Raw genomic sequence first — 25,439 nt, 5'->3', positions numbered from 1 at the left:
ATCCCATGGTATATGATTTCAACTGTTTCAACCATTACTTGCTAAGCTGCTCTGCCAGATACTCCAATGATTCCCTGTAGGCAGGATAACGCTGAAGACCATTTTGGATAAATTGGTCTTTAGTGACATTTTTGTCCCATAAGGCATACGTCTCAATATAGAACCAATCAAAATCAGCTTCTTCTGTTAAAGGAAGATGTTTGTAGTTTGGTTGATTCTTGTCGATCTCCTTCACTAGGTTTTGCATATCTTCTCTATAAACTTTGACTTTTTCAGGATCATTTCCCAATTCTACAAGTATATCGGTTTTTGACTCTTTCGTACTACAACCACTTGCCAATAGTGCCATTCCAAGAATGAGGAAAGATGCCTTTAATATCATTTTAATGTTCATTTTCTACCATCCTTATATACATACTGATTTTTAAGTATACACTTTTTTGATTTAATATGATAATAGCTGTTAAAATCTATATGGACAAGGGGGAGCCTTCAATACATGATTATTAAAGGAACAATGACTGTAGAATACAAAGAGTTCATCGAAGATAAACATCATTTTTGGAAGTCAGACTGGAGATACATATGATATAGTGTTAAAAAATATTATTAAATAACTTAGTATAAACTAATATTTATATATGAAGTATTATTTTTAAATTAAATAACATTAAATATAAGTTTTAATTTGTTTTGTTTGTAGTAGAATAGTAAAAATATCTTAATGATCATTGTTCTTATATACTATCTAAAAGGGGTAAAAATGATACCTATTTCAAAAGTTTGGTACCCAAATAAAGAAAAACTTCATGCATACATTGACAAGATATATGAAACAGGGTGGGTTACAAATAATGGCCCTTTGGTACAAGAGTTTGAAAAAAGGCTTGAAGCCTATCTGGGTGTTAAAAACCTGGTATGCGTAGCAAATGGCTCAATAGCCTTGGAAATGGCCTATACACTTCTGAATCTAAAAGGTGAAGTGATCACTTCACCTTTTACTTTTGTTTCAACAACAGATACACTTATTTCAAAATGTCTGACACCTGTATATGCAGATATACATCCTGAATATATGACTTTAGACCCCGATAAGATCGAAGGTTCTATGACTGATAAAACCACAGGTATCGTTCCTGTACATGTCTATGGTAATGCTTGCCAGGTTGATGAAATTATGGAAGTTGCAAAGAAAAACAATTTAAAAGTCGTGTTTGATGGTTCACATGCATTTGGCGTCAATTATAAAGGACAAAGTGTCTTAAACTATGGGGATATCTCAACTCTCAGTTTTAATGCTGTGAAACTCTTCCACTCTATTGAAGGTGGTGCTCTTATCATTAAAGATGATAAGTTGTATGAAGAAGCCAAGTCGATGAGGCAATACGGTATTACTACTTTAACAGGTGAGGGAAGTACACCAGGTATTAATGGGAAAATGAATGAATTGGAAGCAGCTGCCGGACTCTGTGTACTTGATGAAATGGAAGCAGTTCAAAAAGAGAGAAAAGACAGCTATCTTTACTATGCAGAACAGTTGAAGGATCATGTTCAAATGCAGAGACTTAATGAAGATGCCACATTTAACTACAGTTATTGTCCTATTCTTCTGAGATCACCAGATGAAATGCATAAGGTGATGGATGCTTTGATGGAAAATGGTATCAAGCCCCGTCAGTATTTTGCACCCTCATTGGATGTTCTTCCTTATGTAGAACAGCGTAAACCAATGACTATTTCACGTGACTATACTAGCAGAATATTATCCTTACCATTACATTCAGGCGCTGAAGTAAAGGCTAGTGAAGTTATACTAGAGACGCTTCATAAAATTCGTACATGAATTTTTAAGTGTAAAGTGCACTGTATTGTTATTCACATAGTGTTTGTATTTTTTGCAAATGAGAAAGGATATATAATGAACATATTGTTTTGCACTATCGGACGAAGAGGGTATATAGTTGATTATTTTAGAAAACATCTTCCTGTCGGTAGTAAACTCATAGGTACATCTGATAGAAATGACCGCGATACGGAATTTACTTCCGGATTTCTACATTGTGACAAAAGCTACATCGTTCCAAGCATCAAAGAGGAACGTCAGTATATTGATGAACTTTTGCATATATGTCAAACCGAAAAGATCGATATGCTTCTCTCTTTCTATGATTATGACACTTATATATTATCAAAATATTTAAAAGAATTTGAAGCCATTGGGGTAAAGCCTGTGATTTCTTCACATCAGGTTAATCTCATATGTTTTGACAAAGTGGAAACTTTCAAGTTTTTACAACGCGAAGGGTTTAAAACACCATGGACCATGACATCCGAAGAAGTGACTCAACATGAGATACCCTCTTACCCTGTTATTGTGAAACCAAGATTCGGTTTTGGAAGCAATGCGATCAGCCTGGCCCGAAATAGAGATGAAGTTGATTTCTTTCTGAAATATTATGATAATGAAGATATGATGATTCAAGAGTTCATAGAAGGTAAAGAATATAGTTTTGACATATTAAATGATTTTAACGGACAAACGGTGACTGCCATTGTAAAACAGAAGATAAAAATGCGATCAGGTGAAACAGACCAAGGATATGCAATCAAAGATGCAGGCATGGCTGCATTGGGAATGAAGTTGGGAAATGTACTTGGGCATGTAGGTCCGCTTGATGTTGATTTTTTTATTAAAGAGGGTGAGCCATACATCTTAGAGTTAAACCCACGCTTTGGCGGTGCTTATCCTATCACTTATCTTGCAGGTGCCGATTTCCCAAAAATATTAATAGATCTTGCTAAGGATGAGGTAGAGCCTTCTGATTATGAAAAATACCATGACTATAAAGAAGGTGTGATGATGATCAAGGATATCAATATATTAACGATATAAAATAAGTAAATAAAATAACTTGTCCTTTTTTATAGTTATAGAAGAAAAAAAGTACTATACTAGATTTTTATGTCTGTTTTTTCAAGAGAATGAGCAGGATTGAGTGACTTTATATATTGTTGAAGCTAAGCAGGAAGCCAATATGACCTACACAACGAAAATATATCTGCCTGACAAAGAAAAATTCAAAGCATATATAGATGAAATTTATGAAAGTAGATGCTTAACTAATAATGGACCTTTGGTTCAAAGACTTGAGAAAAAACTTGAAGCATATTTTGGAGTCAAAAATCTGCTTTGCATCTCTAACGGTACAGATGCATTACAATTAGCCTACAGACTTTTGGAAGTGGAAGGGGAAGTCGTAACGACTCCTTTCAGTTTTGTTTCAACAACCAGTGCGATAGTTGTAGAAGGATTAATGCCCGTTTTTGCAGATATTGATATGGATTCTTATAATATTGACCCAGAGAATATTGTAAGTGTGATTACTGATAAAACATGTGCTATAGCACCGTGTCATGTCTTTGGAAATGCTTGTAAGATAGATGCAATTGATGAGATTGCTAAAAGATACAACCTGAAAGTGATTTATGATGCATCTCATGCCTTTGATGTAAAGTATAAAGGCCAACATATATTAAATTATGGTGATATGTCTATTATCAGTTTTCACGCGACTAAGCTCTTTCATACGATTGAAGGAGCTGCCATTGTTATTAAAGATGACGTGTTGTATGAAAAAGCAAAAATTGTCAGGAATTGTGGTATCGATGGTCCTGATTCTGTGGCTATGCTGGGTGTCAATGCAAGAATGAATGAAGTTGAAGCGGCAATGGGCTTATGTATGATTGATGAAGAGGATATAATCCAAAAAGAACGTAAAGCAAGTCATGAATTCTATACCCGTAAATTAAGAGGCTATGTTCAGTTACAAAAAAAGAATGAAGATGCTACTCAAAGTTATACCTATTTTCCAGTTGTATTCAAATCTGAAGATGAGATGAACAGGGTTCGAGAAGCATTACTTGGTAAAGATATTGCAGCACGTCAATATTTTAAACCTTCATTAGACACACTTCCTTTTGTCGAAGATCAAAATGTCATGGTAAAATCGAGAGATATCTCAAGTAGAATTTTGGTAGTTCCGATGCATTCAGGAGTAGAACCTCTTGTGAGTGAAATCATCATAGCAACCTTGAAAGAAATGCGTTCACCAGAGTATAGTTAAATCAGGGACAGAATTTTTCTTGAATTTTATGCATAAAGGAGAAACATGACATTAGGATGTAATCAACCATACTTTTTCCCTTATATTGGATCCTGGCAATTGATAAATATTGTTGATATTTATGTGATTTCAGACAGTATGCAATACATAAAACAAGGATATATTAACAGAAACAATATTCTGATTAATCAGAATCGGCACCTGTTCACACTTGAAGTGTTAGGAGTCCATAGAAGATCACTTATTAATGAAGTTAAAGTCGGAAGAAATGCTCGTAAAATACTAAAATCAATATTTCGTGCATATAGAAAAGCACCATACTTTAAAGAAGTTTATCCATTATTGGAAGAGATATTGTTACATGATGAAAAGAATTTAGCTAAATACGTAGGTTATTCCATCGAGAGAGTTGCACAATATTTAGATATAGATACAAAAATGATTTACTTGAGTGATCTACAAAGAGAAACTGCATTAAAGGGAGAGGATAGAGTCATAGAAATCTGTAAAAGATTAAATGCAGATTGTTATATTAATTCAATTGGTGGACAGGGACTCTATACTAAAGAGAACTTTCTTAAGGAGGGAATAGAATTGAATTTTATAAAGACTGAAGATATAGAGTACAGACAGTTTAATAATGAATTTGTACCTAACCTTTCTATTATTGATATAATGATGTTTAACTCTAAAGAAAAGATTCAAGAGATGTTGAACAGGTATGAGTTAATATAGGGATTAAATTTAATAATAAAGGATCTATCTTGTTTTTGGAGAGTAAGTATAGAGGTACTCAAGGTGAGTTTGAAGAAAAGATGAGAAACAAAAAGAACTTTATATGGCTGACAACTTAAGATCAAAAGGAATTAATGCAATACTTTGGGACTTTTTTGGAAAGATAGCCAGATATGGAACCACTTTTATTGTAACAGTTTTTCTTGCCAGAATACTTGAGCCATCTGACTTTGGTTTGATCGCAATGATTATGGTTATAGTCATGGTAGCAATGGTTTTTACAGATGTCGGATTAAGTGGAGCTTTGATCCAACGTCGAAAAGTATTACCAGTTCATTATTCTTCAGTTTTTTATTTTAATCTTATTATTGGTGGAGTTTTAACATTACTGACTTTTTTTTCTGCTACCTGGTTAAGCGAATTTTATGATAACAAAGCACTTATTCCTATAACAGAGGTAATAGCACTGATGTTTGTGATCAATGCCTTTAGTAGTGTTCAGACTACTAAATTACGTAAAGAACTAAACTATAGCGCATTAGCAAAAGGAGAAGTAAGTGCTGCAGTATTAAGTGGTATAACCGGAATAGCATTGGCTTTACTCGGTGCAGGGGTTTGGAGTCTTGTTGCTCAAGCATTGTCAAGGGGAGTATTTTATAATATATTTATTTGGACTACATCAAAATGGGTACCTTCCTTATTATTTTCTTTTAAGGCATTAAGGCAACTATGGGGATTTGGGTTTCGTATGTTTTTGTCTGGATTGATGGAAGCAGTGTTTCTTCGTCTTGATATTATGATAATAGGAAAGTTATTTACTCCAACAATCCTAGGTTTTTATGATCAGGCAAAAAGATTAAATGAAATGATAATTTACTTTTCTTCAGGCAGTATCATGACCGTGTTATTTCCTGTATTGAGTAAAGTGCAAAAGGATTTACCGAGATTTCAGAAAATAGTCATTAAGGTTTTAGGGATTATCAGTTTTATTGTCTTTTTTCTATTGGGTATTATGTATCTGATATCCGAAGAATTAATTATATTGCTATTGACAGAAAAATGGCTACCTTCTGTTGAATACTTTAAAATAATGTTGTTAAGTGGATTTGCTTATCCTATAAGTGCTTTACTGGTCAACATACTTAGCAGTCGTGGAAACTCAAAAGTTTTTTTAAAATTAGAAATTTATAAAAAAATCTTACTGGCTATCAACTTATATATAGGATTTTTATTTGGAATCAAGGGGTATCTTTATGGTTTTGTTATAGTAGCGATATTGGGAATATCCTTAAACATTTTATTTGTATCACGTGAAATAAGTTTAAGTTTTCTAACATTTTTAAAACCTGTGTTAATTCAAATGATTATCTCTATTTTTTCAGTTTTGATGATATTATTGACTTACAATATTGAAAGCAGTATAATGATTAATATGATGATTAAAGGGGTACTTTTTACAGTTTCTTATCTCCTGATAAGTAGATTATTTAAAACAAATTCATATATATATACTATGGAACAGCTTGTTCCACTAGTTAATCGTCTACTTCGAAACAATATTATTTTCAATACAAAAAAGAAGGGGTAGTCAAGTTATGATACATAAGAGTGAAAATGATATTATCAATAATTGGAATTCCAATATTGACCCTGTCGTAAGTATTATTTGTCCTACTTATAATCATGAAAATTATATTGAACAGGCCCTTGACAGCTTTTTGATGCAAGAAACGAATTTCCCTTTTGAAATAATCATTCATGATGATGCTTCAACTGACAATACAGTAAATAAAATAAATGCTTATACTGAAAAGTACCCCCACATCATAAAAACGATTTTACAGGAAGAAAACCAATATTCTCAAGGAGGACAACGGATATTCTTTTTTTTGAGTGAAAAGGCAAAAGGAAAATATCACGCATTATGTGAAGGTGATGACTACTGGATAGACTCAAAAAAACTTCAATTACAAATTGATTTAATGGAACAGTATCCGCAGTGTCATATGAGTTTTCATCCAGCTGAGAAACGTTTTGAAAATGATGCAGATGGGAAAATTTATGCTAATCAGGCATATGAAAATAAAATTTTTTCAGTATCGGATGTAATACTCGGTGGTGGAGGTTTTTGTCCATCAGCTTCACTTATCTATCGTAAAGAAGTTGTATCTGATCTGCCAAAATTTTTTTCAAAGGCACCGGTAGGAGATTATTTTTTACAAATATTGGGTTCTTTAAATGGAGGTGCACTATATATCAATAAGGTTATGGCTGTTTATAGACAGGGCGTAGCAGTATCATGGCAGTCATCTATGCAGAATATTGATAGAAGAATAAAGTTTTATCAAAAAATGATTAAATCATTAGATGAGCTAGATGTATATTGTAATCATAGATATCATGATGAAATAGCACATGAAAAATCGAAACAAATGTATGATATGGCAGTTTTCTATTTGTATAATAATATGGTTAACGAGTTCAACAAACATATGGAATTAAGTCATCAGACTTATCCTTTAAAATCTTTTTACTATTTCATGGATTATCATTTAAAATCTTTTCCAGGCTTGATAAAAAAATTAAAAAAATTAAAACTTAAGATAAAAGTATGAGACAGATATGTTTAAAAAAATTATTTATTGATTGGTTGAATCATGTTAAATAGATTATCCTCCGGTTTAAATGATATATTGATCTTTGTATTCATTTTTAGTTTTTTTAATGATAATTTTATTGTGGAGTTCTTAGGGGACAAAACACTTAAAATATTATTTTTGCTTTTTATTCTGGCCAATGGAAGGACAATGATCAAAAATATAAGAACGATGAATTCAACATTAGATAGATTATTTTTTGTTTATTTTATTGTATTGACAATCATTTTTTTACTTCAAAATATTGTAAATATTTCAAATGATTTTATTCGGTCTTTATTTACATTAATAAGTATCCTAGTGGTCACTATATTTTTTAGTCGTTATGAATTACAGAAGTTACTATACTTTATTTGGTTTTCAATGATGGTTTCAGTGATCATTTGCTTTTTCAATGAACCTATAAACCCATGGACTTTTAGAACTTCTGGAGGAACAGTTGATCCCAATGAATTTGCTGCCCAATTATTGGCTTTTATATTTACATCAATTTATCTTTATACTGTGAATAAAAGTAAATTCTTTTTAAGTATTACAAGTATGTTTTTTATTTATGGTCTTTTTAAGGCGGGTTCAATGTCTGCCTTTTTAATGCTTGGTGTTATACTGATGTTATTGATTATTAAGTATGTATTTTATAATTTTAAAAGTATTTTGAACTATAAACTACTATTGTTTGTAACGATTATGCTATTTAGTTCCCTTCAAATAAATTTTACTAAGATTGATGCTATATCAAATATGCTGGATAGAACTGAATCTACACATACTGCCGGATATCGTATGGACTCTTGGATAGCTGGACTACATATGATAGAAAATCACACTCTGATCGGTGTTGGTATTAATGAATTTGCGAATAATACAGAAAAGTATGCTGAAACCTATATACACTCAGCGGCACCTCATAATGTTTATATACAGCTCTTTGCTGAAGCCGGGGTACTTGTTTTTATTTTATTTTTAATTTTTTTGACTTCATTATTAATCCAAAATTTTAACATTATAATCAACAACAATGAGATCTGGCTGTTTATAGCATTTATTTCACTTATCTTGATGGGAATGACTCTTGGTATTGGATTTGATAAATATTTTCTTCTTTATATTGCCATTATAATGAATGTACATCATTTATATAGAAACTATTTAGAATTAATTTCATCTGAAAATCAGGTATACAACAAGGAAATGACGGCATGAAGATTTTACAAATTTTAGCATCATTAAATGTTGGAGGTGCAGAAAAATTTGCAGTTGATCTATGCAATGAACTGGCAATGGAAAATGATGTTTATTTATGTATTTTGGACAAAATAGACAATACAATGATGCTAAAACAGCAAATCAATGAGAATGTGACTGTAATCTCGTTAAATAAAACAAAAAGCTATAGTATCGGTACAGTTTTCAATCTTTATAGATTGGTCAAGAAATTGCAACCGGACATTATTCACACACATTTAAGAGCACTGGCTTATTCTAGTTTGTATATCTTGCTATTGAAAGTTCCTGTAGTACATACAATTCATAATTTGGCATATAAAGAGGCAGGCAATAAAATACAAAAACTCTATAAACTATTGTTTAATTACTTTAATGTTACCCCTGTCTCTATTAGCCAAAAAGTTTTAGAAAGTACAGAGAAAGTCTATGGAAGCAAACACACAGAATTGATTTATAATGGGGTGAAAGCACTCAAAAAAACAGATCTATATGATCATGTCAGAGCTGAAGTAGATACTTACAAGAAAACTAAGAATACAAAGGTTCTTCTGAATGTAGGAAGAATAAGTAAACAAAAAAATCAATTGATGATGATTCATGTCATAAAAGCATTAAATAAAGTTGATCTGGATTTTGTACTTTTGTTTATCGGACCGTTAACGGATGACAAGGAGTATGCTGATCAATGCATTACAAACTCAGAAAACATTCCCAATATCTTTTTTTTAGGAGAGAAAAGTAATATCGGCGATTATATGCACTGTGCTGACGCTTTTTGTTTATGCTCCCTTTATGAAGGCCTTCCATTAGTAGTGCTTGAGGCAATGTCTGTAGGCGTACCAATTCTTTCTACGCCAGCGGGTGGTGTACCTGATATTATACAAAATGGTGTGAATGGATACCTATCCGATGACTTTACAGAAAATGCATATAAACAAATGTTAGTTACATTTTATTCCAAGACTTTGAGTAATCATGAAGAAAATAGAAAAACTTATGAAGAGAATTACTCTATGCACATATGTATGAATCATTATTACGAGTTGTATGAGAGATTACAATTAAAAGATAGAGGTGACCTGTGAATATTTTATTAATGGGCCCACGAATGAATCGCAAGGACCCTCGATATATTGGTGGTGCCATAGCAGTATTTGAAGAGTTGATAACCCAGTTTGATAACGTTAATATCCAATATTGTGTGATAGATACGAACAAAAAAAATTATTCAAATATTTTTAGTGCCTATCTATCAATTATTATACAAACTTTTATTCATCAGAGAGGATGTACACATATTTCACTACATAGTTCAAGAGATTATTTACTTCTTGGTTTTATTATTATTTTTATTGGAAAAGTTTTTGATAAAAAAACTAGTCTTCGAAAATTTGGTGGTGAAGCGTTAAATGTATATGAGCAAAGTAAGGGAATAAAAAAAAGTGCCCTCAAATTTATTTTTTCCAATATAGATGTGTTGTTTTTTGAGATCAAACATATGGTTCGGTTTTTTTCTAAAATGAATACACATTGTTTTTGGTTTCCAAACGTGAGAAATAGAACAATAGAACCGGATATCCCAAGGAGTTTTCAAAAAAAGTTTGTTTTTATCAGTCATGTTAGAAAGGAAAAAGGTATTGATGAAATTATAGATGCAACTAAAAGGCTTGATGAAAGCTATACTATAGATATTTACGGCCCTATATTAGATAAAAAATATACAAAAGAATATTTTGCTAAACACAACATTTCATATAAAGGGGCCTTGCAATCAAATGAAGTATTAAAAACATTAAATAAATATGATGTTCTATTGTTACCAACTTATTATAAAGGTGAGGGATATCCAGGTATTATTATTGAAGCATACTCTTTAGGTATACCAATTTTAACTACTACATTACATGGTATAAAAGAGATTGTCGATGTCTATAAAACAGGTATTTTAATTGAACCAAAAAATGTTGAAGAACTTGTTAACGCTATCAAATATTTCAATAAAGAAAACTATGTTTCTTTATCACAAAATGCATATAACAAATTTGATGATTTTAAATCTGATATACAAACAAAACTATTCTTAGAGCATCTGAAAAATGTGTAAATTATATAGACTTTTACATACAATCAAATACCTGAAATTTATTCAAATTTATTTTCGGCTCTTTTATGTTACAAGAAGCTATCTTAGAAAATTTCGAAATTTTGATTATGTATTGTCAATATCTTCAGTCTCTACGCATTTGACATTAGTTAAATCGATCCCTTGCAAAAACTTATTTAGTAAAAATAGATTTATGTTTCTAAATCAGTCATTCACGTTTAAAAAAAATATAGATTGGAACTTTACATTATATGGAAAACTATGGACTTATAATTTAAATTATTTTGACTATTTGCATCAAGAAGAAACCTCTAAAGATGATGGGTTAAGACTCATTTATGATTTTATAGAGCAGTCAGATAAAGTCATAGATGGACTTGAAGCATTTCCAATTTCACTTAGGGGTATTAACTGGATTAAATTTTTAGTCAAATACAAGATTGATGATACAAAAATCAATGATTCTCTTTATGCCCAATATCAAATTTTGATGGATAATATTGAGTACCATCTTCTTGGAAATCACCTGTTAGAAAACGGTTTTTCTTTACTTTTTTCTGCTTATTATTTTCAGGATGAAAGATTTTATGACAAAGCTAAAAAGATTTTGATATACGAACTTGAAGAACAGATACTAGATGACGGGGCACACTTTGAACTGAGCCCCATGTATCATCAGATAATGCTTTTTAGAGTACTTGACTGTATTAATCTTATTAAAAATAATAACTGGAAGAATCATGAGTTACTTCAGCTATTTATGAATAAAGCTGAAATCATGCTGGGATGGTTAAATGCAATTACCTATAAGAATGGGTGCATACCATTATTGAATGACAGTAGTAATAAAATTGCTCCTACTACCAATGAACTGAATCACTATGCATCTCAATTAAAAGTCAAAATTAAAAATATAAAGCTTCAAGAGAGTGGATATAGAATGGTATCTAATAATAGATATGAGTGTATTATCGATGTTGGCAATATCGGTCCAGATTATATTCCTGGCCATGCCCATGCAGATACGTTTAATTTTGAATTATATATAGATAAAACCCCCTTTATAGTTGATATAGGTGTTTCAACCTATGAGACTAACAATAGACGTTTATTTGAGCGTTCAACAGTTTCCCACAATACGGTTGAAATAGCTGGCTGTAGTCAAAGTGAAGTGTGGGGTGGATTTAGAGTAGCCGAACGGGCTTTCATTACTCAACTTGATGAAAGAGACAACAGAGTTAGAGCAATGCATAATGGTTATGAAAAAAGATTGAATGCTTTACATGAGAGAGAATTCATTTTTGAAAATAATAGTATAAATATCATTGACAAAATTATTTCGGAACATGAACAAAAGGCTGTTGCAAGGATACATTTTCATCCTGATGTAGATGAAAGTATGATAAAGCAGTATATACAGTTTAAGAACTCTGAATACAGCATTAATATATATCAATATGCTCCCGAGTTTAACGTGCTAATTGATGCCAAAGTATTGGAAATTCCGTTTACAACAAAACTTGAAATGAGGGTTGTACTATGAAGATTTTATTTATAACAGATAATTTTATCCCAGAAGTTAATGCTCCCGCTACACGCACAGTAGAACATTGTAAAGAGTGGATAAAGGAAGGTGTAGAGATCACGATTATTACCTGTGCACCTAACTTTCCACATGGCAAGATTTATGAAGGGTATAAGAACAAACTTTATCAAAAAGAGACAATAGATGGTATAGAGGTAATCAGGGTATGGAGTTATATGGCTGCTAATAGTGGTTTTATTAAAAGAGTATCTGATTATTTTAGTTTTGCTTTGATGGCATTTTTTGTAGGTTTGTTTCAGAAGTATGATATTGTCATTGCTACATCACCACAGTTTTTTACTACATGGTCAGCATGGGGGATATCTAAGATACGGAGAAAACCATGGGTTTTTGAGTTAAGAGATCTTTGGCCAGAGTCTATCAGGACTGTAGGTGCCATGAAAAACAAGGCTGCACTTGATTGGCTGGAGAAAATAGAACTGGGACTTTATAAAGATGCTGACAAAATCATAGCAGTAACTGAAGCTTTTAAAAGTAATCTAATACAGCGTGGAATAGACCCAGATAAAATTGGAGTCATTACGAATGGTTCAAATATCGATCTTTTTTCTCCTCGTAAAAAAGATGATATTCTATTGAAATCATTGGATTTGGAAAATAAGTTTATTTTCGGTTATATTGGAACCCATGGAATGGCGCATAGTTTAGACTTTATTGTGCAGTCACTTTCTAAGATTGATGATGAAGATATTCATTTTTTATTTATCGGAGATGGATCTATGAAAAATAAGATCATGGATATGGCGTTAGAATTGTCATTAACCAATATTACCTTTTTAAATCCTATCGCTAAAGATGAAGTGCCTGGATATTTATCGATCATAGATGTTTCACTGGCTCCTTTGATAAAATCGGATACATTTAAAACAGTCATTCCTTCTAAAATATTTGAAGCATCAGCTATGTGTAAACCTACTCTTTTAGGCGTAGAAGGACAAGCCCAGGAGATTCTGGAAAAATATCACGCTGGCCTTTGTTTCCTGCCTGAAGATGAAGAAGATTTTCTGAAAAAAGTTTTACTTTTGAAGAATGACTCAAAACTGTACAGTGATTTGGTAAATGGGTGTGGGGCTTTAGCTCAAGACTATGATAGAAAAAAACTGGCTAAGAGAATGCTAGAAATTTTAAAGACTCATGTATAGTGGTTTAGAAGATGTACTGACCAAGGATTTTGTTTCATCAGTGTAGGTATGTACCTGCCATCATAGACTGGTACATACTTGAATTCAGATATAAATGCTCTAATTAGCTGTCGGTACTGAAATATTAATAACATCATAATAAGGACTAGCAGTAGTTGGAGCAGCCCCCTTAAGTGTTATATTTCTTGGAGTTGTATAATGATCTGTTGTAAATGTGAGATCTTCCTGGTTGGCATCAGTAGCATTAGCATAGTTAAATGTATTTGACATAGTGGTACCACTGCCAAGTGAACCAGACATGCCCCCTGCATTAATCACAACGTTATTATTTAGTGTTGAATTAGTGAATGCATTAAATGATGCCCAGTTTTTAGCACCGTGGATGATATTTCCTTCAACTGTTAAGTTGTTAGAATCCCAAAGTACCAAGTCAAAATCAATAATATCCCATAGTATGTTGTTTGATATGCTTGAATCGCTCAGACCGTAAGCAAATCCTTTTGAATCACCTGCACCTATAGCTCTTGCAGAATCAAAGATATAGTTGTTCTCTATTGTAAGGTTTTCTACACCATAATGGATAGTTATTGCATCACCCCAACTGCTAAGCGAAGAACCTGTTTTATCAGATACTCTATAACCCCAAATATAGTTATTAGTGATAATGATTTTATTGTTCGCATCGTCTGAACCTGCTTTTAGGTCAATACCATTCTCAGCATAAGCGTAGTTTCCATTTGGTGTAAGACTACCGCTACCGTTAGTATAAATATCAGGTGTAATATAGATATGGTTACTATCAATAATAGTTCCATCATAACCTGTTGGCACAGGAATGCTTGCGGCCCAATCTTTCCATCTTCTAATAAGCTGAATACTGTCACTAATATTTTTAAACTCATTTTGTATTATTTTGGTGTTGTATATATAAGTATCATTCTCCCAACTTATATCATTTTGAAAGAATATTCCTACTCCATCAGCTTTTCTACCGGCAAGAGATTGTTCTGCTATCCTACTCTTTTGTATAGTATTGTTGTCTGATCTATGATAAATGGTAATAGCATATGTATTAAAATTTTTAATATGCATACGGTTAATTATATTGTATTGGGATTGCCCCTTTATATCCATTGCTGTACTTGCTGTGGTGTTAAGTGTTGACATCCTGTCAATTGTCCAGTAGTTGGCTCCCGATAGATTGATCTGTACGTTTGCCTGTTGCGAGTCAGATAGTGAAGCAGGGTGTGCAGTATTACCATTATCTAAAAGTATGTATCTTCTTGCATTAGGTGTACCATCAGCTGTCAGGGTAACACTACCATAGTTTCCTGGTTTGACACAAAAAATTCTTTTACTGCTATCGTTTATTGTACCCCAGTCAGCATTACTGCTAATAAATTGTACTTCCGGATCATTTGCATTACATGCAGGGAGGTTAATTGGTTCAAGGTAAGGATTACTTGTGTCCATAGTAGGTGTAGGATCAGATACTGTAGTAGGATCAGATACTGTAGTAGGATCAGTCACTGTCGATATGGTTCCTGACACAGGAGTTAACTTATCTCCTTCCAATGTAAAATCTGCCATCAGCATTGCAAGCGAGGCAGTTGAGAGTAAAAATATTTTTTTCATAATTCAATCCTTGTTTTAATTAATTTTTATAGGCTAATAATGTCGCCTGCAGCATCTACTATTATTTTACCAGAATATATGGCATAAGTTTTTGTATCAGAGTCATATACTTGTAATGTGAACGCTTCTCCAGGTATCACTTCAATGTCAAATTCACCATTCTCATTGGTAGCAAGATCGGTTCTGATCCAGTTGTCACTAATAGCATCTACTTTTAGGTTTGGAATCGCATTTTGATTAATGTCGATGATACGATCGGTATATATAGTGTAATCGGTGTAAGCATCTTCTGTTTCTATAGATGAAGTTCCACTTCCTCCACCACAACCGGTGAATAAAGTGACAAGCATAGCCATAAAGACGGTCAGTGTTTTTTTGTATACGTACATTTTTGTATTACCTTTTTTGTTATAAATATGATAAAAGCGTCTTATGAAACATTTGAGAATGTACTTTGAAAGTACATTCTTTCAAAACGGAGTATTTAGGCAGCCCGGCCATCTCATACATTGAGGTCCTGGGCTTTCCGTCCTTGCTTCACAACAAGTTTGGCTTTTTCAAGTGTTCAAATTGTAGTATAAGAGTGTTACCCATATATTACTTATTCATTTTTTAATTATAAGCTGGAATTATCAATAGTTTCACCCGGAGCCACAGCGGATATCATACCGTTGTATGTAGCACCATATTTATCATCATAGTGATATGCTCTCAATGTGAATGCTTGACCTGGTATCACTTCAATTTCAAATACTCCATTCTCATCTGTGCTAAGATCGGTACTGATCCAGTTGTCACCAATAGCATGTACCCTTAGATTTTTTACAGGTGTACCATCTGTATATAGGATACGATCAGTATAGATACCCGAAGCATCTTCAATAGGTTGGCTCAGACTCCATGTTCCCGGATGGGAAACTGTACCTTCATATGTTCCATCTGCTAGACGAGTGGCATATCCTTCTTCGATCCAGGTACCTTGCTCATAATCATAGAACCATAAAGGAATACTCTCAGCTGGTGCACCAGTTGCCTCAAATATTAAAGTTATATCATCAGCTACACTTAATGCATTGCCTGATTCATCTGTAAGGTCTATCACAGTAAACCCATAAGAGATGAATGGAACGATATTCCCATAGTTATCTTCTCCTTTATACTCTCCAGGAAATACTATTTCACTGCCTTTTTCTGTACTGTTACGATATGATAATCCGGCAGTCACTTGCCCTATATAAGGACTTCCATCATGATTGATATAAACTCCGGAAGGTATCACGATATGGGCTCCTGAAACTAGAGTCTGGCTATCATAAGTCCACTGGCTAATATATTTATCTATTTCAACAGTGGTGTAATTTGGGGATAGATCGGTTATTTGAATATTCGTACTATTTGTATAATAACCTTCTGCACTGAACATGACAGAAGCTTTATCGCTTACAGCGATATTCATCAGTATATAATCACCTTGAGAATCAGTGGTAGTGACACAGCCACCTATATTGACTTGAACACCTACTAATCCTGTTCCAGTATCTTTATCCGTAACATGACCTTCAATTTTTGCATCACCCTCTATACAGACAGCTTGAGTCTCTTCAACGATTGGTTCTGTTACGATCGGATCAGTTATAACCGGTTCTGTGACAGTTGGCGCCGCTTCGGTTACGATTGGTTCTGTTGACACAGGATCGGTTACTGTTGGTTCTGTTGCGTTTGTGTCAGTTGGTGCAGGTTCAGTTATGATCGGATCAGTTGGCACTGGGTCCGTTACGATCGGTTGGTTACTTGCGGCAAGTGTTGTAAAAGTCATATCATTACTTACAACGGGTCTGCCTTTCTCATCTTCGGAGACTATTCTATAGTGATATTCTGTATTTGCCTGTAAATTGTATAAGGTAACAGTACCTTCTTCTTGTACTGAAACTACTGAACCATACTTATTACTTGTACCATACTCTACTGATTTTGTAGTATACCCATAAGGATTCCACTCGATGGTGGCAGAATCTTCTGTAGTAATGGCACTGACATCAATCTTCACTACTTTTGCTGTAGAGGTTGTAGTGAGATCAGTTGAAGTTGAATCTGTTGTAGTCGCTGTTCCTTCACCGCCACAACCTGCAAGCAATGTTGCAAAAGACAGTATAAGTACATTTTGTTTGATATTGTTAAGTCTGAACATTCGTTTATATTCCTTCTTTGTATGAACGTGTATTGTTGTGAAGAAAATATATTGAAAAGTAGGGGAGGGAAATCTTCTATGAAGAATGGAATATACCAATATGCATGTAGCATTACTCTGTTGTGCTCAACAAAGGCAACTAGGCTATCTCATGATTATTATGAGATCCTTGGCTTTCCGTCCCTACTTCACAATAGGTTTGGCTTTTCTCACTAACTTGATGGGAATTATATTGAAAGAGGATTACCTCAATATTACCCACATGTCTGAATTTTTATTAAGATTAGGATGATAAACTTTATATAAAAGTTATAATTTATGAAGAGTCATCGTTTGAGATACGATAGTTCTAAATAAATGCAACCCAGCTATCTTTTTTTCAAAAGACCTGAAGCTTTCCGTCCCTGCTTCACAACAGGTTTGGCCTAATACTTTTATTACTATGACTTATGGTTTAGTAGTACCTTAAGTCATAGTCATACCGGAATAATACACACTTAAACTGAAAAGAATATAAAATTAAAATATATGTTTATGATCAATTTTTTTGATGAAGTATATATTAGAGTTTTTGTTTTATGAGATTCAAATTGAGAGTGAGTGATATCTAAAAGAAGTAAAATACGGAGCAGCACAGATGGCTTCTCCGTATAGAACGTTTATTCTATGCAAAGAAGATTACTTGATGAATCTTCTTCTAAACGGATAGAAAAGTCCCAATGCGATCATCAGTAAGAACACCATATCGAAGTGCTTACTGTCAGGGTTGTATGTACAACCACCGCCACCACCGTCGCTAATAATTGGAACTGTTGTATCCACCACAAATTCAGTTACTGATAATGGAGCTGAAGAGTTGTTTGCTTCATCTGTTACAGTGATCGTACAATCGCCGTATATCCCGTCTGCAAGTGTATCAAATGTAATTGTATTATTACCAGCTGTTGCTTCTGTTGCAGCAGAGCTACAAGATCCACCATAAGTGATAGTTCCAGCTTCATCTGAAGAGAAAGTATAGTCTGGGGTATTATCATCTGTAGGTGATGTCACCGCGGTTACTTCTGCAAGGGTAGGGGCAGTGACATCTGGTACAGTCGTATCCACCACAAATTCAGTTACTGATAATGGAGCTGAAGAGTTGTTTGCTTCATCTGTTACAGTGATCGTACAATCGCCGTATACCCCGTCTGCAAGTGTATCAAATGTAATTGTATTATTACCAGCTGTTGCTTCTGTTGCAGCAGAGCTACAAGATCCACCATAAGTGATAGTTCCAGCTTCATCTGAAGAGAAAGTATAGTCTGGGGTATTATCATCTGTAGGTGATGTCACCGCGGTTACTTCTGCAAGGGTAGGGGCAGTGACATCTGGTACAGTCGTATCCACCACAAATTCAGTTACTGATAATGGAGCTGAAGAGTTGTTTGCTTCATCTGTTACAGTGATCGTACAATCGCCGTATACCCCGTCTGCAAGTGTATCAAATGTAATTGTATTATTACCAGCTGTTGCTTCTGTTGCAGCAGAGCTACAAGATCCACCATAAGTGATAGTTCCAGCTTCATCTGAAGAGAAAGTATAGTCTGGGGTATTATCATCTGTAGGTGTTGGTACTGGTGTTACTTCTGCTAAATTTGGCTGTAATCCCATTTCATAATGCTGTTGAATCAGTCCTGCATCAATTGCAGCAGTATAAACAGTTATCTCATCCAGATTACCTGTATACGATAAACTAGCGGAATCATTTAGTGAACCAAAGTGCACATCTGAACTAGCATGTAGGTCACTTACTGCTGATCTGGTTAAATTAAAATCAAATTGACCATCGATATATACCTTTACCTCAGGCTCGGTAAGAACAAATGCTATGTGATGCCATACATCATCAGTGACGTTTGTTTGACTATTCCCCACAACATTGTCTGCAGGGGCACTTTTATCATTAGCTACGGCAACTCTAACATGTCCTGGAGCATCCGTTCCATTTATTCCAATATACCATAAGATACCCAAAGTATTAGCGCGTCCTATCATAACTCTATTACTCATTGGGACCATCTGTGACTTCATCCAGAATTCTATGGTGATATTAGCATCTTGATCCCACTCAAAGCTTGTTGTATTATTGACATCGATTCTATCAAGCTCAGCAGCATCAAAATATTGTGCACCATTAATTTGACCTACACTAGGAGTAGGACAATGTGAAGTTGCACATGTTCCATCAGCAGCACCAATAGAATCAACATAAATTTCACTACTAGTGTCATTCTCATCCAGTTTCCAATGGTTAACCGGATCTGCGGCAAATAGTGATAGTGACAGCATTACAGGTGCCACTAGAAGCATTCCTAACATCTTTTTTAACAAATTGACTTTATTACTACGCATAATGTTCTCCTGTTATTAAACATATGTTTAGAAACCAATATAGCCCCTTCCATTATTAAAGTTTAATATAAAAAGAGACTTGAGGTAATCAGCACTCCTTGTTATTAAGTTTTAGCTTAATATTTCGCTAACATTTAAAGTATACTACAAAATAAAATATAAATCAAACTATATTTATTTTACAAATATTATAAAAAAATATATTTTTATAGTATGATTAGGAATGAACAGAATATGAAAATAACCTAAAGGATACATTTATGGATATTTCATTATTAAGCAGTATTTTTTTAACTTCTCTGGCAGGTATGGTCCTACTCAAGATGTTTGCTAAGTATGTTGGGCTAATAGATATCCCCAATGAAAGAAGTGTACACAAGAAACCTATACCAAGAGGTGCAGGGGTTGCTTTTGTTCTGGCTGTACTGATTCCCTTACTACTCTTTGATCTTGAGCATTTTAAAACATACTATTATATTTATGCAGCTATCGGATTAGTGTTTATAGCAGGGATATGGGATGATCTAAAAAATATTTCACCAAAAGTAAAATTCATCTTTATCTTTTTATCTTCACTCATATTATATCTCAATGATGTTGCAATATATAATTTAGGAACGTATTTCGGTTATAAAATGATCTTACCGGCATGGCTGGTGTTCCCTTTTACTTTTTTTGCCATAGCGGGGTACACCAATGCCTTGAATTTAATGGATGGTTTAGACGGATTGGCTGCATCGATCTCTATCGTGATCCTTGTTACTTTTTTGGCCATAGGTTTAGTTCATGGTGATGAATTTATCATTTTATTATCGTCATGCTTTATCGTAACACTTCTTGCATTTTTGTTGTTTAACTGGAACCCTGCAAAGGTATTTATGGGTGATAGCGGTTCACTCTCATTAGGTATGGTGATAGCTATTTTAGGTATACAATCAACACAGTACATTACGCCTATATCTATTTTGTTTATTGTTGCACTGCCTGTCTTAGATACATTTATCGTAATAATACGGCGTATGCAACGTCACATATCACCATTCCATGCAGATAAAAACCATATGCACCATTTTTTGTTCAATGTAAAAGGAGATATCGGCTATACGGTCATCATCTTGACAATGATGCAAATGATATTTTCCATTATAGGGTATCAGGTAAGCCAGGCAAGTGATTTTCTTTCTCTGATCCTGTTTATGTTGTTGTTCTCTATCTATTTAAATTTATTTGATCAACGGTTGAAAAGACGCCATTGATGCAGACTTTAAACGTCGAGGCATAGTTAAAATCTCATTTTCATAAGAAGAGAAAATGTCTCTTCTTATATTCATACTTTCATCTTTATATCTGATCGAAAAAAGGGAGTGGAGCTCAGTAATAATAGATTTTAAATGTATGAGATAAAAAATGTATTATATTATTTATTCCCATAGCTATAGCCGGATCCATATCCATATCCATATGAGCTTGAAGATGCATCGACGGAATTGATCACTAAACCGATATGTTTAAGATCATGTTTTTTTACTAGATTATTTAAGTCTGTAACAAATGATTTCTTCGCATAATTTTCTCTGAAAACGATCAGACTCATATCTGCATATTGCATAAGATGCATAGTATCTGATACTAGTCCCATAGGAGCACTATCGATAAAAATATAATCATATTCTTCTTTTAACACCTCTATTAACTCATCTAATTTATCGGTGAGAATAAGTTCTGAGGGATTAGGTGGAGTAGGACCTGAGGAAATGATGTCTAAATTTTTATATTCAGTGGGTTGAATGATCTCTCCAATCCTACTTCTACCACTCAAATAGGTACTTATCCCGGCACTGTTAGGCACATTAAAATAATGATGAAGCGTAGGTTTTCTCAAGTCTAAATTGACAAGAATTGTTTTCATGTTTGCCATTTGAAAAATGGCACCTAAATTCGCTACTATCGTACTTTTCCCTTCTCCTGAAACAGTTGAAGTCACGAGAATAACATTGGCTTGGTTTTCTTTTCTGGAAAATTGTAAATTGGTCCGTAAACTTCGATAACTTTCAGCAAAATGTGATCTAGAATCTTTAAAGACTTCTAGCTTAAGAATTTTTTGGTTTATGGTAGGAAGAATACCGTAAATAGGTAATGTAGTTCTGTTTTCAATATCTTCCCTACTTTGGATTTTATCATTTAAGGAGTTTCGTAAAAATGCTTGTACAAGGCCTAAGATTATACCTAAGAAAATAGAAATAATTAAAATGAATAAAGGTTTTGGTTTAATCGGTATATCTGGGATAGCTGCGGATTCAAAGATACTTGTTTCGGAGACAGACGAAGATTCGATAACGGCTGTTTGCGCTCTTTTTTCCAGTAGAAAAGAGTAGATATTTTCATTGACTTTAAAGTTACGCGTAAGCCGTGCCAGTTTTCGTTCTTGCTCTGGGAGTACCTGCATTTTGGCTTTATTCTCTTGGATAATATCACTTAATGACAGTTTTTGTTTTTTAAATCTATTTAACGAATTCTGTATGGCTTCCTTTAGTGAGTTTCGAAGTGATATAAGCTGGCGATCAACTTTGATGATATTTGGATGACGTGTTGTAAACTCAGTTAGTAGATCAATACGTTGGGCCGTTACATTTTGAATTTCTAGAATGAGATTTTGTATTGCAGAACCCTGTAAGTTAGAGCCTGAAAAAGCAGAGTCGATGTTGATGCCTTTAATATCCTTGTGGGTTTCAATATAGTTGAGGATATTTTCCATTACATCAATACGCATGTTGATCTCATCAAGCTGAGTCTCAAGTTGATTCATCTTTGCAGATGTTATTTGTGCTTTTGAACCTAAATCTACGACAATGTTGGTCGCTTTATATCGCTCAAGGTTTTGGGCAGAGCTTTTGAGTGTCTTATCAATGGCTTCGAGCTGCATATCGATGAAATGCAGCTTTCTATTCGCGCTTTTGGACCTGGTTTCCATACTTTCTTGTATATAGACGCTTGAGAGCGTATCAAGAACTTCTTTTGCACGAAGTGGTACATTGTCCTGAAAAGTTATGACAATGATACGACTATCTTCTGAATATGGTGATACCGATATATTTTCTTGTATGAAATTAGTCATCAACTTATTTGGTAGCATAGTGAAGAAATAGTCATCATTTTCGAATTCAAATACCTTTTGAATAGTAATAGTAAACCATGGTGTCTCAATTTTTTCGCCAAATTTATGAACTTTATTGTAGACTATGGGTTGTTCGTCATCTGGAAGCGGTATAATGAACGAGCGTATAGTATTTACGATCTTCTCTTTCAGTGTCGGTTCTATAACGAGCCTAAAATACTGACCTTCCTTGGAAGGAATAATCCGGAACGGCACTCCCATAGCATTTTTGTTAAGATAATCGAACGTAACGATAAAGGGAGAGTCTTTGTAAAGTTCATAGCTCTTTAGGTTTTTTTTCGTAAAATATCGTATACCAAGATTTAGGTTTTCAAGTGCTCTTCCGATCAGACGCCGTGTACTGAAGGAAGCCATTTCATCATCGAAACGGCTGTTTACGTTTCCTTCAGCCATTGCAATAAAATCAGTATTCATCGTCTTATTTTCAATTTCTCCGAGTTGTACAAGTGTTTGAGATTGATAGATATTTGTAGCAAAATAGGCATATATAGAGGCCAATAACATTACTAAGATAGTTATAAAGATCAGCGACTTATAGTAACGTTTAAGGACAGAAAATATCTCTTTCAAATCTATACTATCATCACTCATAGAAATTTTCTGAATATATTTTTCTTTTTGCATTTGGACAGTGTTCCTTGTACAAGGTATTAATTAAAGTAAGAAAAAAATTGTCTTGAGTGTTACCATTATAGGTGAATCTACTCACAAGACAGTGTTCTTTACTGTCTTGTGAAATAGTAGTAATCCATCCCATTACGATTATGACTACTTCTTTCTAGAGCCCCCTTCATAACGTATTAACGATCTCTTAAATATTCAACATTCACTATCGGTTGTGTGATTCTTCCTGCCAGGTCAAAGACTGGAGTCACTTCACTTACACCTATGTTAAATGCTCTTACTCCATTCGGTGCGACATAGATAGTATCACCAGGATAGATCATTAAGTTGGCCATTTTAATCGAATTTGCACTTGTAAGGTCAACAGTTTGGGTATGAACTGTGTTCTTTCTCTGTTTCATGATGACGATAGCATGTCTATTGGCATAATTTGTTAAGTCTCCTGCACTGGCCAGGACTTGCAGGAGAGTGGCTCTTTCGTTAAAGAGGTTCACTTCTCCTGGTCTATTTACTTCTCCCAGAACATAGGCTCTTTTATTTAAGACTTGCAAGTTGAGCTCGGCATCTTCAAGATAGGCTTTGTAAGCACTCTCGATCTTCGCTTGCGCGGCTGGCTGTGTGAGCCCTGCAATGTGTATAGACTTGATAAGCGGCAGTCTGACATATCCTTTGGAGTCAACCAGGACACCTGTAGTATCTTCTCTTTGGCTATTAACACTTGTTGTTCCAAGCTCTGGATGGTTATACATCGTAATAGAGATCCTGTCATGCGGCCGGATTCTATATTCGTACATCCCCTCACTACCTATTACAGTTACACTTTGCTGGGCCTGCTCACTACTTACATTTGTGTCATGAAATAAGACTAAATCGGATTTAGTCGAACACCCTGCCATTGCAAGAGTAGCTATTATAAACAATACTACACGTTTCATGATATACTCCCTAAAAATTTAATATATTTCGAGTATATCAAAAATATAATTAACTTGCAATAGTATTTTTTAAATTAATCTATAACTATTATTTTGAATTATTTTAAATATTGTGTTTAAATTGATACATCATTATGGAAGCTGCAACCCCTACATTAAAACTCTTTACACCTTCTGTCATCTCTATCGTGACCACTTCATCACAGAGATCGAGTATCTCATCTGATAAGCCTAACCCCTCATGTCCCATAAGCAGTACCCATTTGTCTGACACTTTGACAGAGGCGAGTGGAGTGGAGTCATCAGTGACTTCGGCCGCATAGATACGGTAGCCATTTTCTTTGAGTGTCATGAGTGTTTTTTGTATGTCATCATATAGATGTGTTTTGAGCATACTGATATGCCCCATGGAGACCCTGAGCGCCCGTCTGGAGTAGGGGTGTGGTCCATGCCTGGGCAGGAGGTATGAGTGTATACCAATCGCTGCAGCAGAGCGTGCGATGGAACCTATATTCTGTGTAGAACTTATCTCATCCAACATGATGATCTGATCATCAAGGTCACCAAGTGGTGTTGGTTCCGGACGTGTACCATGCATCATGACATTATGGTGTATCTTGTGTCCTACGATCTCCTGCATAAGGGCTTTACTTGTGACATAGAGTTGGGGAATGTTTTTCTCTTTGAGGAGAGATGCATAGGTATCATAATACTCTTGTGTAGCCAGTATACTTTTTACGGTGATATCTGCATTGAGAAGCAGGTTCACTACTTTGGGGCTGTCAGCTACAAAGCTGTTGTCTGAGGTAAAAGCATTGTCTCTGAGTTGATGATAAATGCTGAGTTCCGGTACATTGATGTCGTTAACGGTTATAAGATTCATGCTGTATTGTACT

At 34.2% G+C, this 25,439-nt stretch carries 20 protein-coding genes and 3 riboswitches; of the genes, 12 read left to right on the top strand and 8 right to left on the bottom strand.

The genetic code is table 11. The annotated features are described in order from the left end of the window. Positions 1-34: 34 nt before the first annotated feature. Positions 35-394: a hypothetical protein gene (locus LDM98_RS04530; RefSeq protein WP_223898159.1), complete on the bottom strand. Its 360-nt coding sequence runs from the start codon at positions 392-394 to the stop codon at positions 35-37. A gap of 369 nt (positions 395-763) precedes the next feature. Here LDM98_RS04530 and LDM98_RS04525 point away from each other — a divergent pair, with 369 nt between their 5' ends. The 11 genes from LDM98_RS04525 to LDM98_RS04475 all read left to right on the top strand — a co-directional run bounded on the left by LDM98_RS04525 (position 764) and on the right by LDM98_RS04475 (position 13,595). Beyond that, a complete protein-coding gene (locus tag LDM98_RS04525; protein WP_223898158.1) occupies positions 764-1,843 on the top strand; it encodes a DegT/DnrJ/EryC1/StrS aminotransferase family protein in 1,080 nt (359 codons plus the stop codon). Positions 1,844-1,918: 75 nt separating this feature from the next. Then, positions 1,919-2,893 (top strand): ATP-grasp domain-containing protein, encoded by a 975-nt coding sequence (locus LDM98_RS04520; protein ID WP_223898157.1) that lies wholly within the window; start codon positions 1,919-1,921, stop codon positions 2,891-2,893. 142 nt (positions 2,894-3,035) lie between these two features. After that, the gene (locus LDM98_RS04515; RefSeq protein ID WP_223898156.1) at positions 3,036-4,124 is read left to right on the top strand and encodes a DegT/DnrJ/EryC1/StrS aminotransferase family protein; all 1,089 of its coding nucleotides are present in this window, start codon (positions 3,036-3,038) and stop codon (positions 4,122-4,124) included. Positions 4,125-4,169: 45 nt separating this feature from the next. After that, positions 4,170-4,859, top strand: coding sequence for a WbqC family protein (locus LDM98_RS04510; RefSeq protein WP_223898155.1), 690 nt, complete (start codon positions 4,170-4,172; stop codon positions 4,857-4,859). 103 nt (positions 4,860-4,962) lie between these two features. Then, positions 4,963-6,447: a lipopolysaccharide biosynthesis protein gene (locus tag LDM98_RS04505; RefSeq protein ID WP_223898154.1), complete on the top strand. Its 1,485-nt coding sequence runs from the start codon at positions 4,963-4,965 to the stop codon at positions 6,445-6,447. Between the two features lie 7 nt (positions 6,448-6,454). Continuing rightward, positions 6,455-7,474 carry a glycosyltransferase gene (locus tag LDM98_RS04500; protein ID WP_223898153.1) on the top strand — a complete coding sequence of 340 codons (1,020 nt, stop codon included), beginning with the start codon at positions 6,455-6,457 and terminating at the stop codon, positions 7,472-7,474. A gap of 42 nt (positions 7,475-7,516) precedes the next feature. Beyond that, positions 7,517-8,719, top strand: coding sequence for an O-antigen ligase (locus tag LDM98_RS04495; protein ID WP_223898152.1), 1,203 nt, complete (start codon positions 7,517-7,519; stop codon positions 8,717-8,719). After that, entirely contained in the window at positions 8,716-9,828 is a 1,113-nt protein-coding gene (locus LDM98_RS04490; RefSeq protein WP_223898151.1) for a glycosyltransferase, read from the top strand. Before LDM98_RS04495 ends, LDM98_RS04490 begins: the two co-directional genes overlap by 4 nt. Next, the gene (locus LDM98_RS04485) at positions 9,825-10,847 is read left to right on the top strand and encodes a glycosyltransferase (RefSeq protein ID WP_223898150.1); all 1,023 of its coding nucleotides are present in this window, start codon (positions 9,825-9,827) and stop codon (positions 10,845-10,847) included. The genes LDM98_RS04490 and LDM98_RS04485 overlap by 4 nt, the downstream gene beginning before the upstream one ends. A gap of 193 nt (positions 10,848-11,040) precedes the next feature. Then, positions 11,041-12,390, top strand: a complete 1,350-nt coding sequence (locus LDM98_RS04480; protein ID WP_223898149.1) for an alginate lyase family protein — start codon at positions 11,041-11,043, stop codon at positions 12,388-12,390. Next, positions 12,387-13,595, top strand: a complete 1,209-nt coding sequence (locus LDM98_RS04475) for a glycosyltransferase family 4 protein (RefSeq protein ID WP_223898148.1) — start codon at positions 12,387-12,389, stop codon at positions 13,593-13,595. Before LDM98_RS04480 ends, LDM98_RS04475 begins: the two co-directional genes overlap by 4 nt. A gap of 99 nt (positions 13,596-13,694) precedes the next feature. On the opposite strand, the gene LDM98_RS04470 is transcribed toward LDM98_RS04475, so the two are convergent. The 4 genes from LDM98_RS04470 to LDM98_RS04455 form a co-directional block, all read right to left on the bottom strand. Next, the gene (locus LDM98_RS04470; RefSeq protein WP_223898147.1) at positions 13,695-15,230 is read right to left on the bottom strand and encodes a right-handed parallel beta-helix repeat-containing protein; all 1,536 of its coding nucleotides are present in this window, start codon (positions 15,228-15,230) and stop codon (positions 13,695-13,697) included. Between the two features lie 26 nt (positions 15,231-15,256). Then, on the bottom strand, positions 15,257-15,619 hold the full coding sequence (locus LDM98_RS04465) for a hypothetical protein (protein ID WP_223898146.1): 363 nt from the start codon (positions 15,617-15,619) through the stop codon (positions 15,257-15,259). A gap of 95 nt (positions 15,620-15,714) precedes the next feature. After that, positions 15,715-15,793, bottom strand: a riboswitch (cyclic di-GMP riboswitch). 53 nt (positions 15,794-15,846) lie between these two features. Continuing rightward, entirely contained in the window at positions 15,847-17,418 is a 1,572-nt protein-coding gene (locus LDM98_RS04460; protein WP_223898145.1) for a carboxypeptidase regulatory-like domain-containing protein, read from the bottom strand. A 131-nt stretch (positions 17,419-17,549) separates the two neighbouring features. Continuing rightward, positions 17,550-17,632, bottom strand: a riboswitch (cyclic di-GMP riboswitch). Between the two features lie 141 nt (positions 17,633-17,773). Then, positions 17,774-17,853, bottom strand: a riboswitch (cyclic di-GMP riboswitch). A 243-nt stretch (positions 17,854-18,096) separates the two neighbouring features. Further along, positions 18,097-19,809 (bottom strand): LamG-like jellyroll fold domain-containing protein, encoded by a 1,713-nt coding sequence (locus LDM98_RS04455; RefSeq protein ID WP_223898144.1) that lies wholly within the window; start codon positions 19,807-19,809, stop codon positions 18,097-18,099. A gap of 260 nt (positions 19,810-20,069) precedes the next feature. Between LDM98_RS04455 and LDM98_RS04450 the strand changes: the two genes are divergently transcribed. Continuing rightward, a complete protein-coding gene (locus LDM98_RS04450; protein ID WP_223898143.1) occupies positions 20,070-21,065 on the top strand; it encodes an MraY family glycosyltransferase in 996 nt (331 codons plus the stop codon). A 161-nt stretch (positions 21,066-21,226) separates the two neighbouring features. Here LDM98_RS04450 and LDM98_RS04445 read toward each other — a convergent pair whose 3' ends face one another. The 3 genes from LDM98_RS04445 to LDM98_RS04435 form a co-directional block, all read right to left on the bottom strand. Further along, on the bottom strand, positions 21,227-23,608 hold the full coding sequence (locus LDM98_RS04445; RefSeq protein WP_223898142.1) for a polysaccharide biosynthesis tyrosine autokinase: 2,382 nt from the start codon (positions 23,606-23,608) through the stop codon (positions 21,227-21,229). Positions 23,609-23,784: 176 nt separating this feature from the next. Next, positions 23,785-24,402, bottom strand: coding sequence for a polysaccharide biosynthesis/export family protein (locus tag LDM98_RS04440; protein WP_223898141.1), 618 nt, complete (start codon positions 24,400-24,402; stop codon positions 23,785-23,787). A 244-nt stretch (positions 24,403-24,646) separates the two neighbouring features. Then, positions 24,647-25,426 (bottom strand): RNA methyltransferase, encoded by a 780-nt coding sequence (locus LDM98_RS04435; protein ID WP_223898140.1) that lies wholly within the window; start codon positions 25,424-25,426, stop codon positions 24,647-24,649. Positions 25,427-25,439: the final 13 nt, after the last annotated feature.

Source organism: Sulfurovum sp. TSL1 (assembly GCF_019972135.1).
Classification (GTDB): Bacteria; Campylobacterota; Campylobacteria; order Campylobacterales; family Sulfurovaceae; genus Sulfurovum.
Note: the sequence above shows the minus strand (reverse complement) of the source record. Positions and strands in the feature narration are given on the sequence as shown.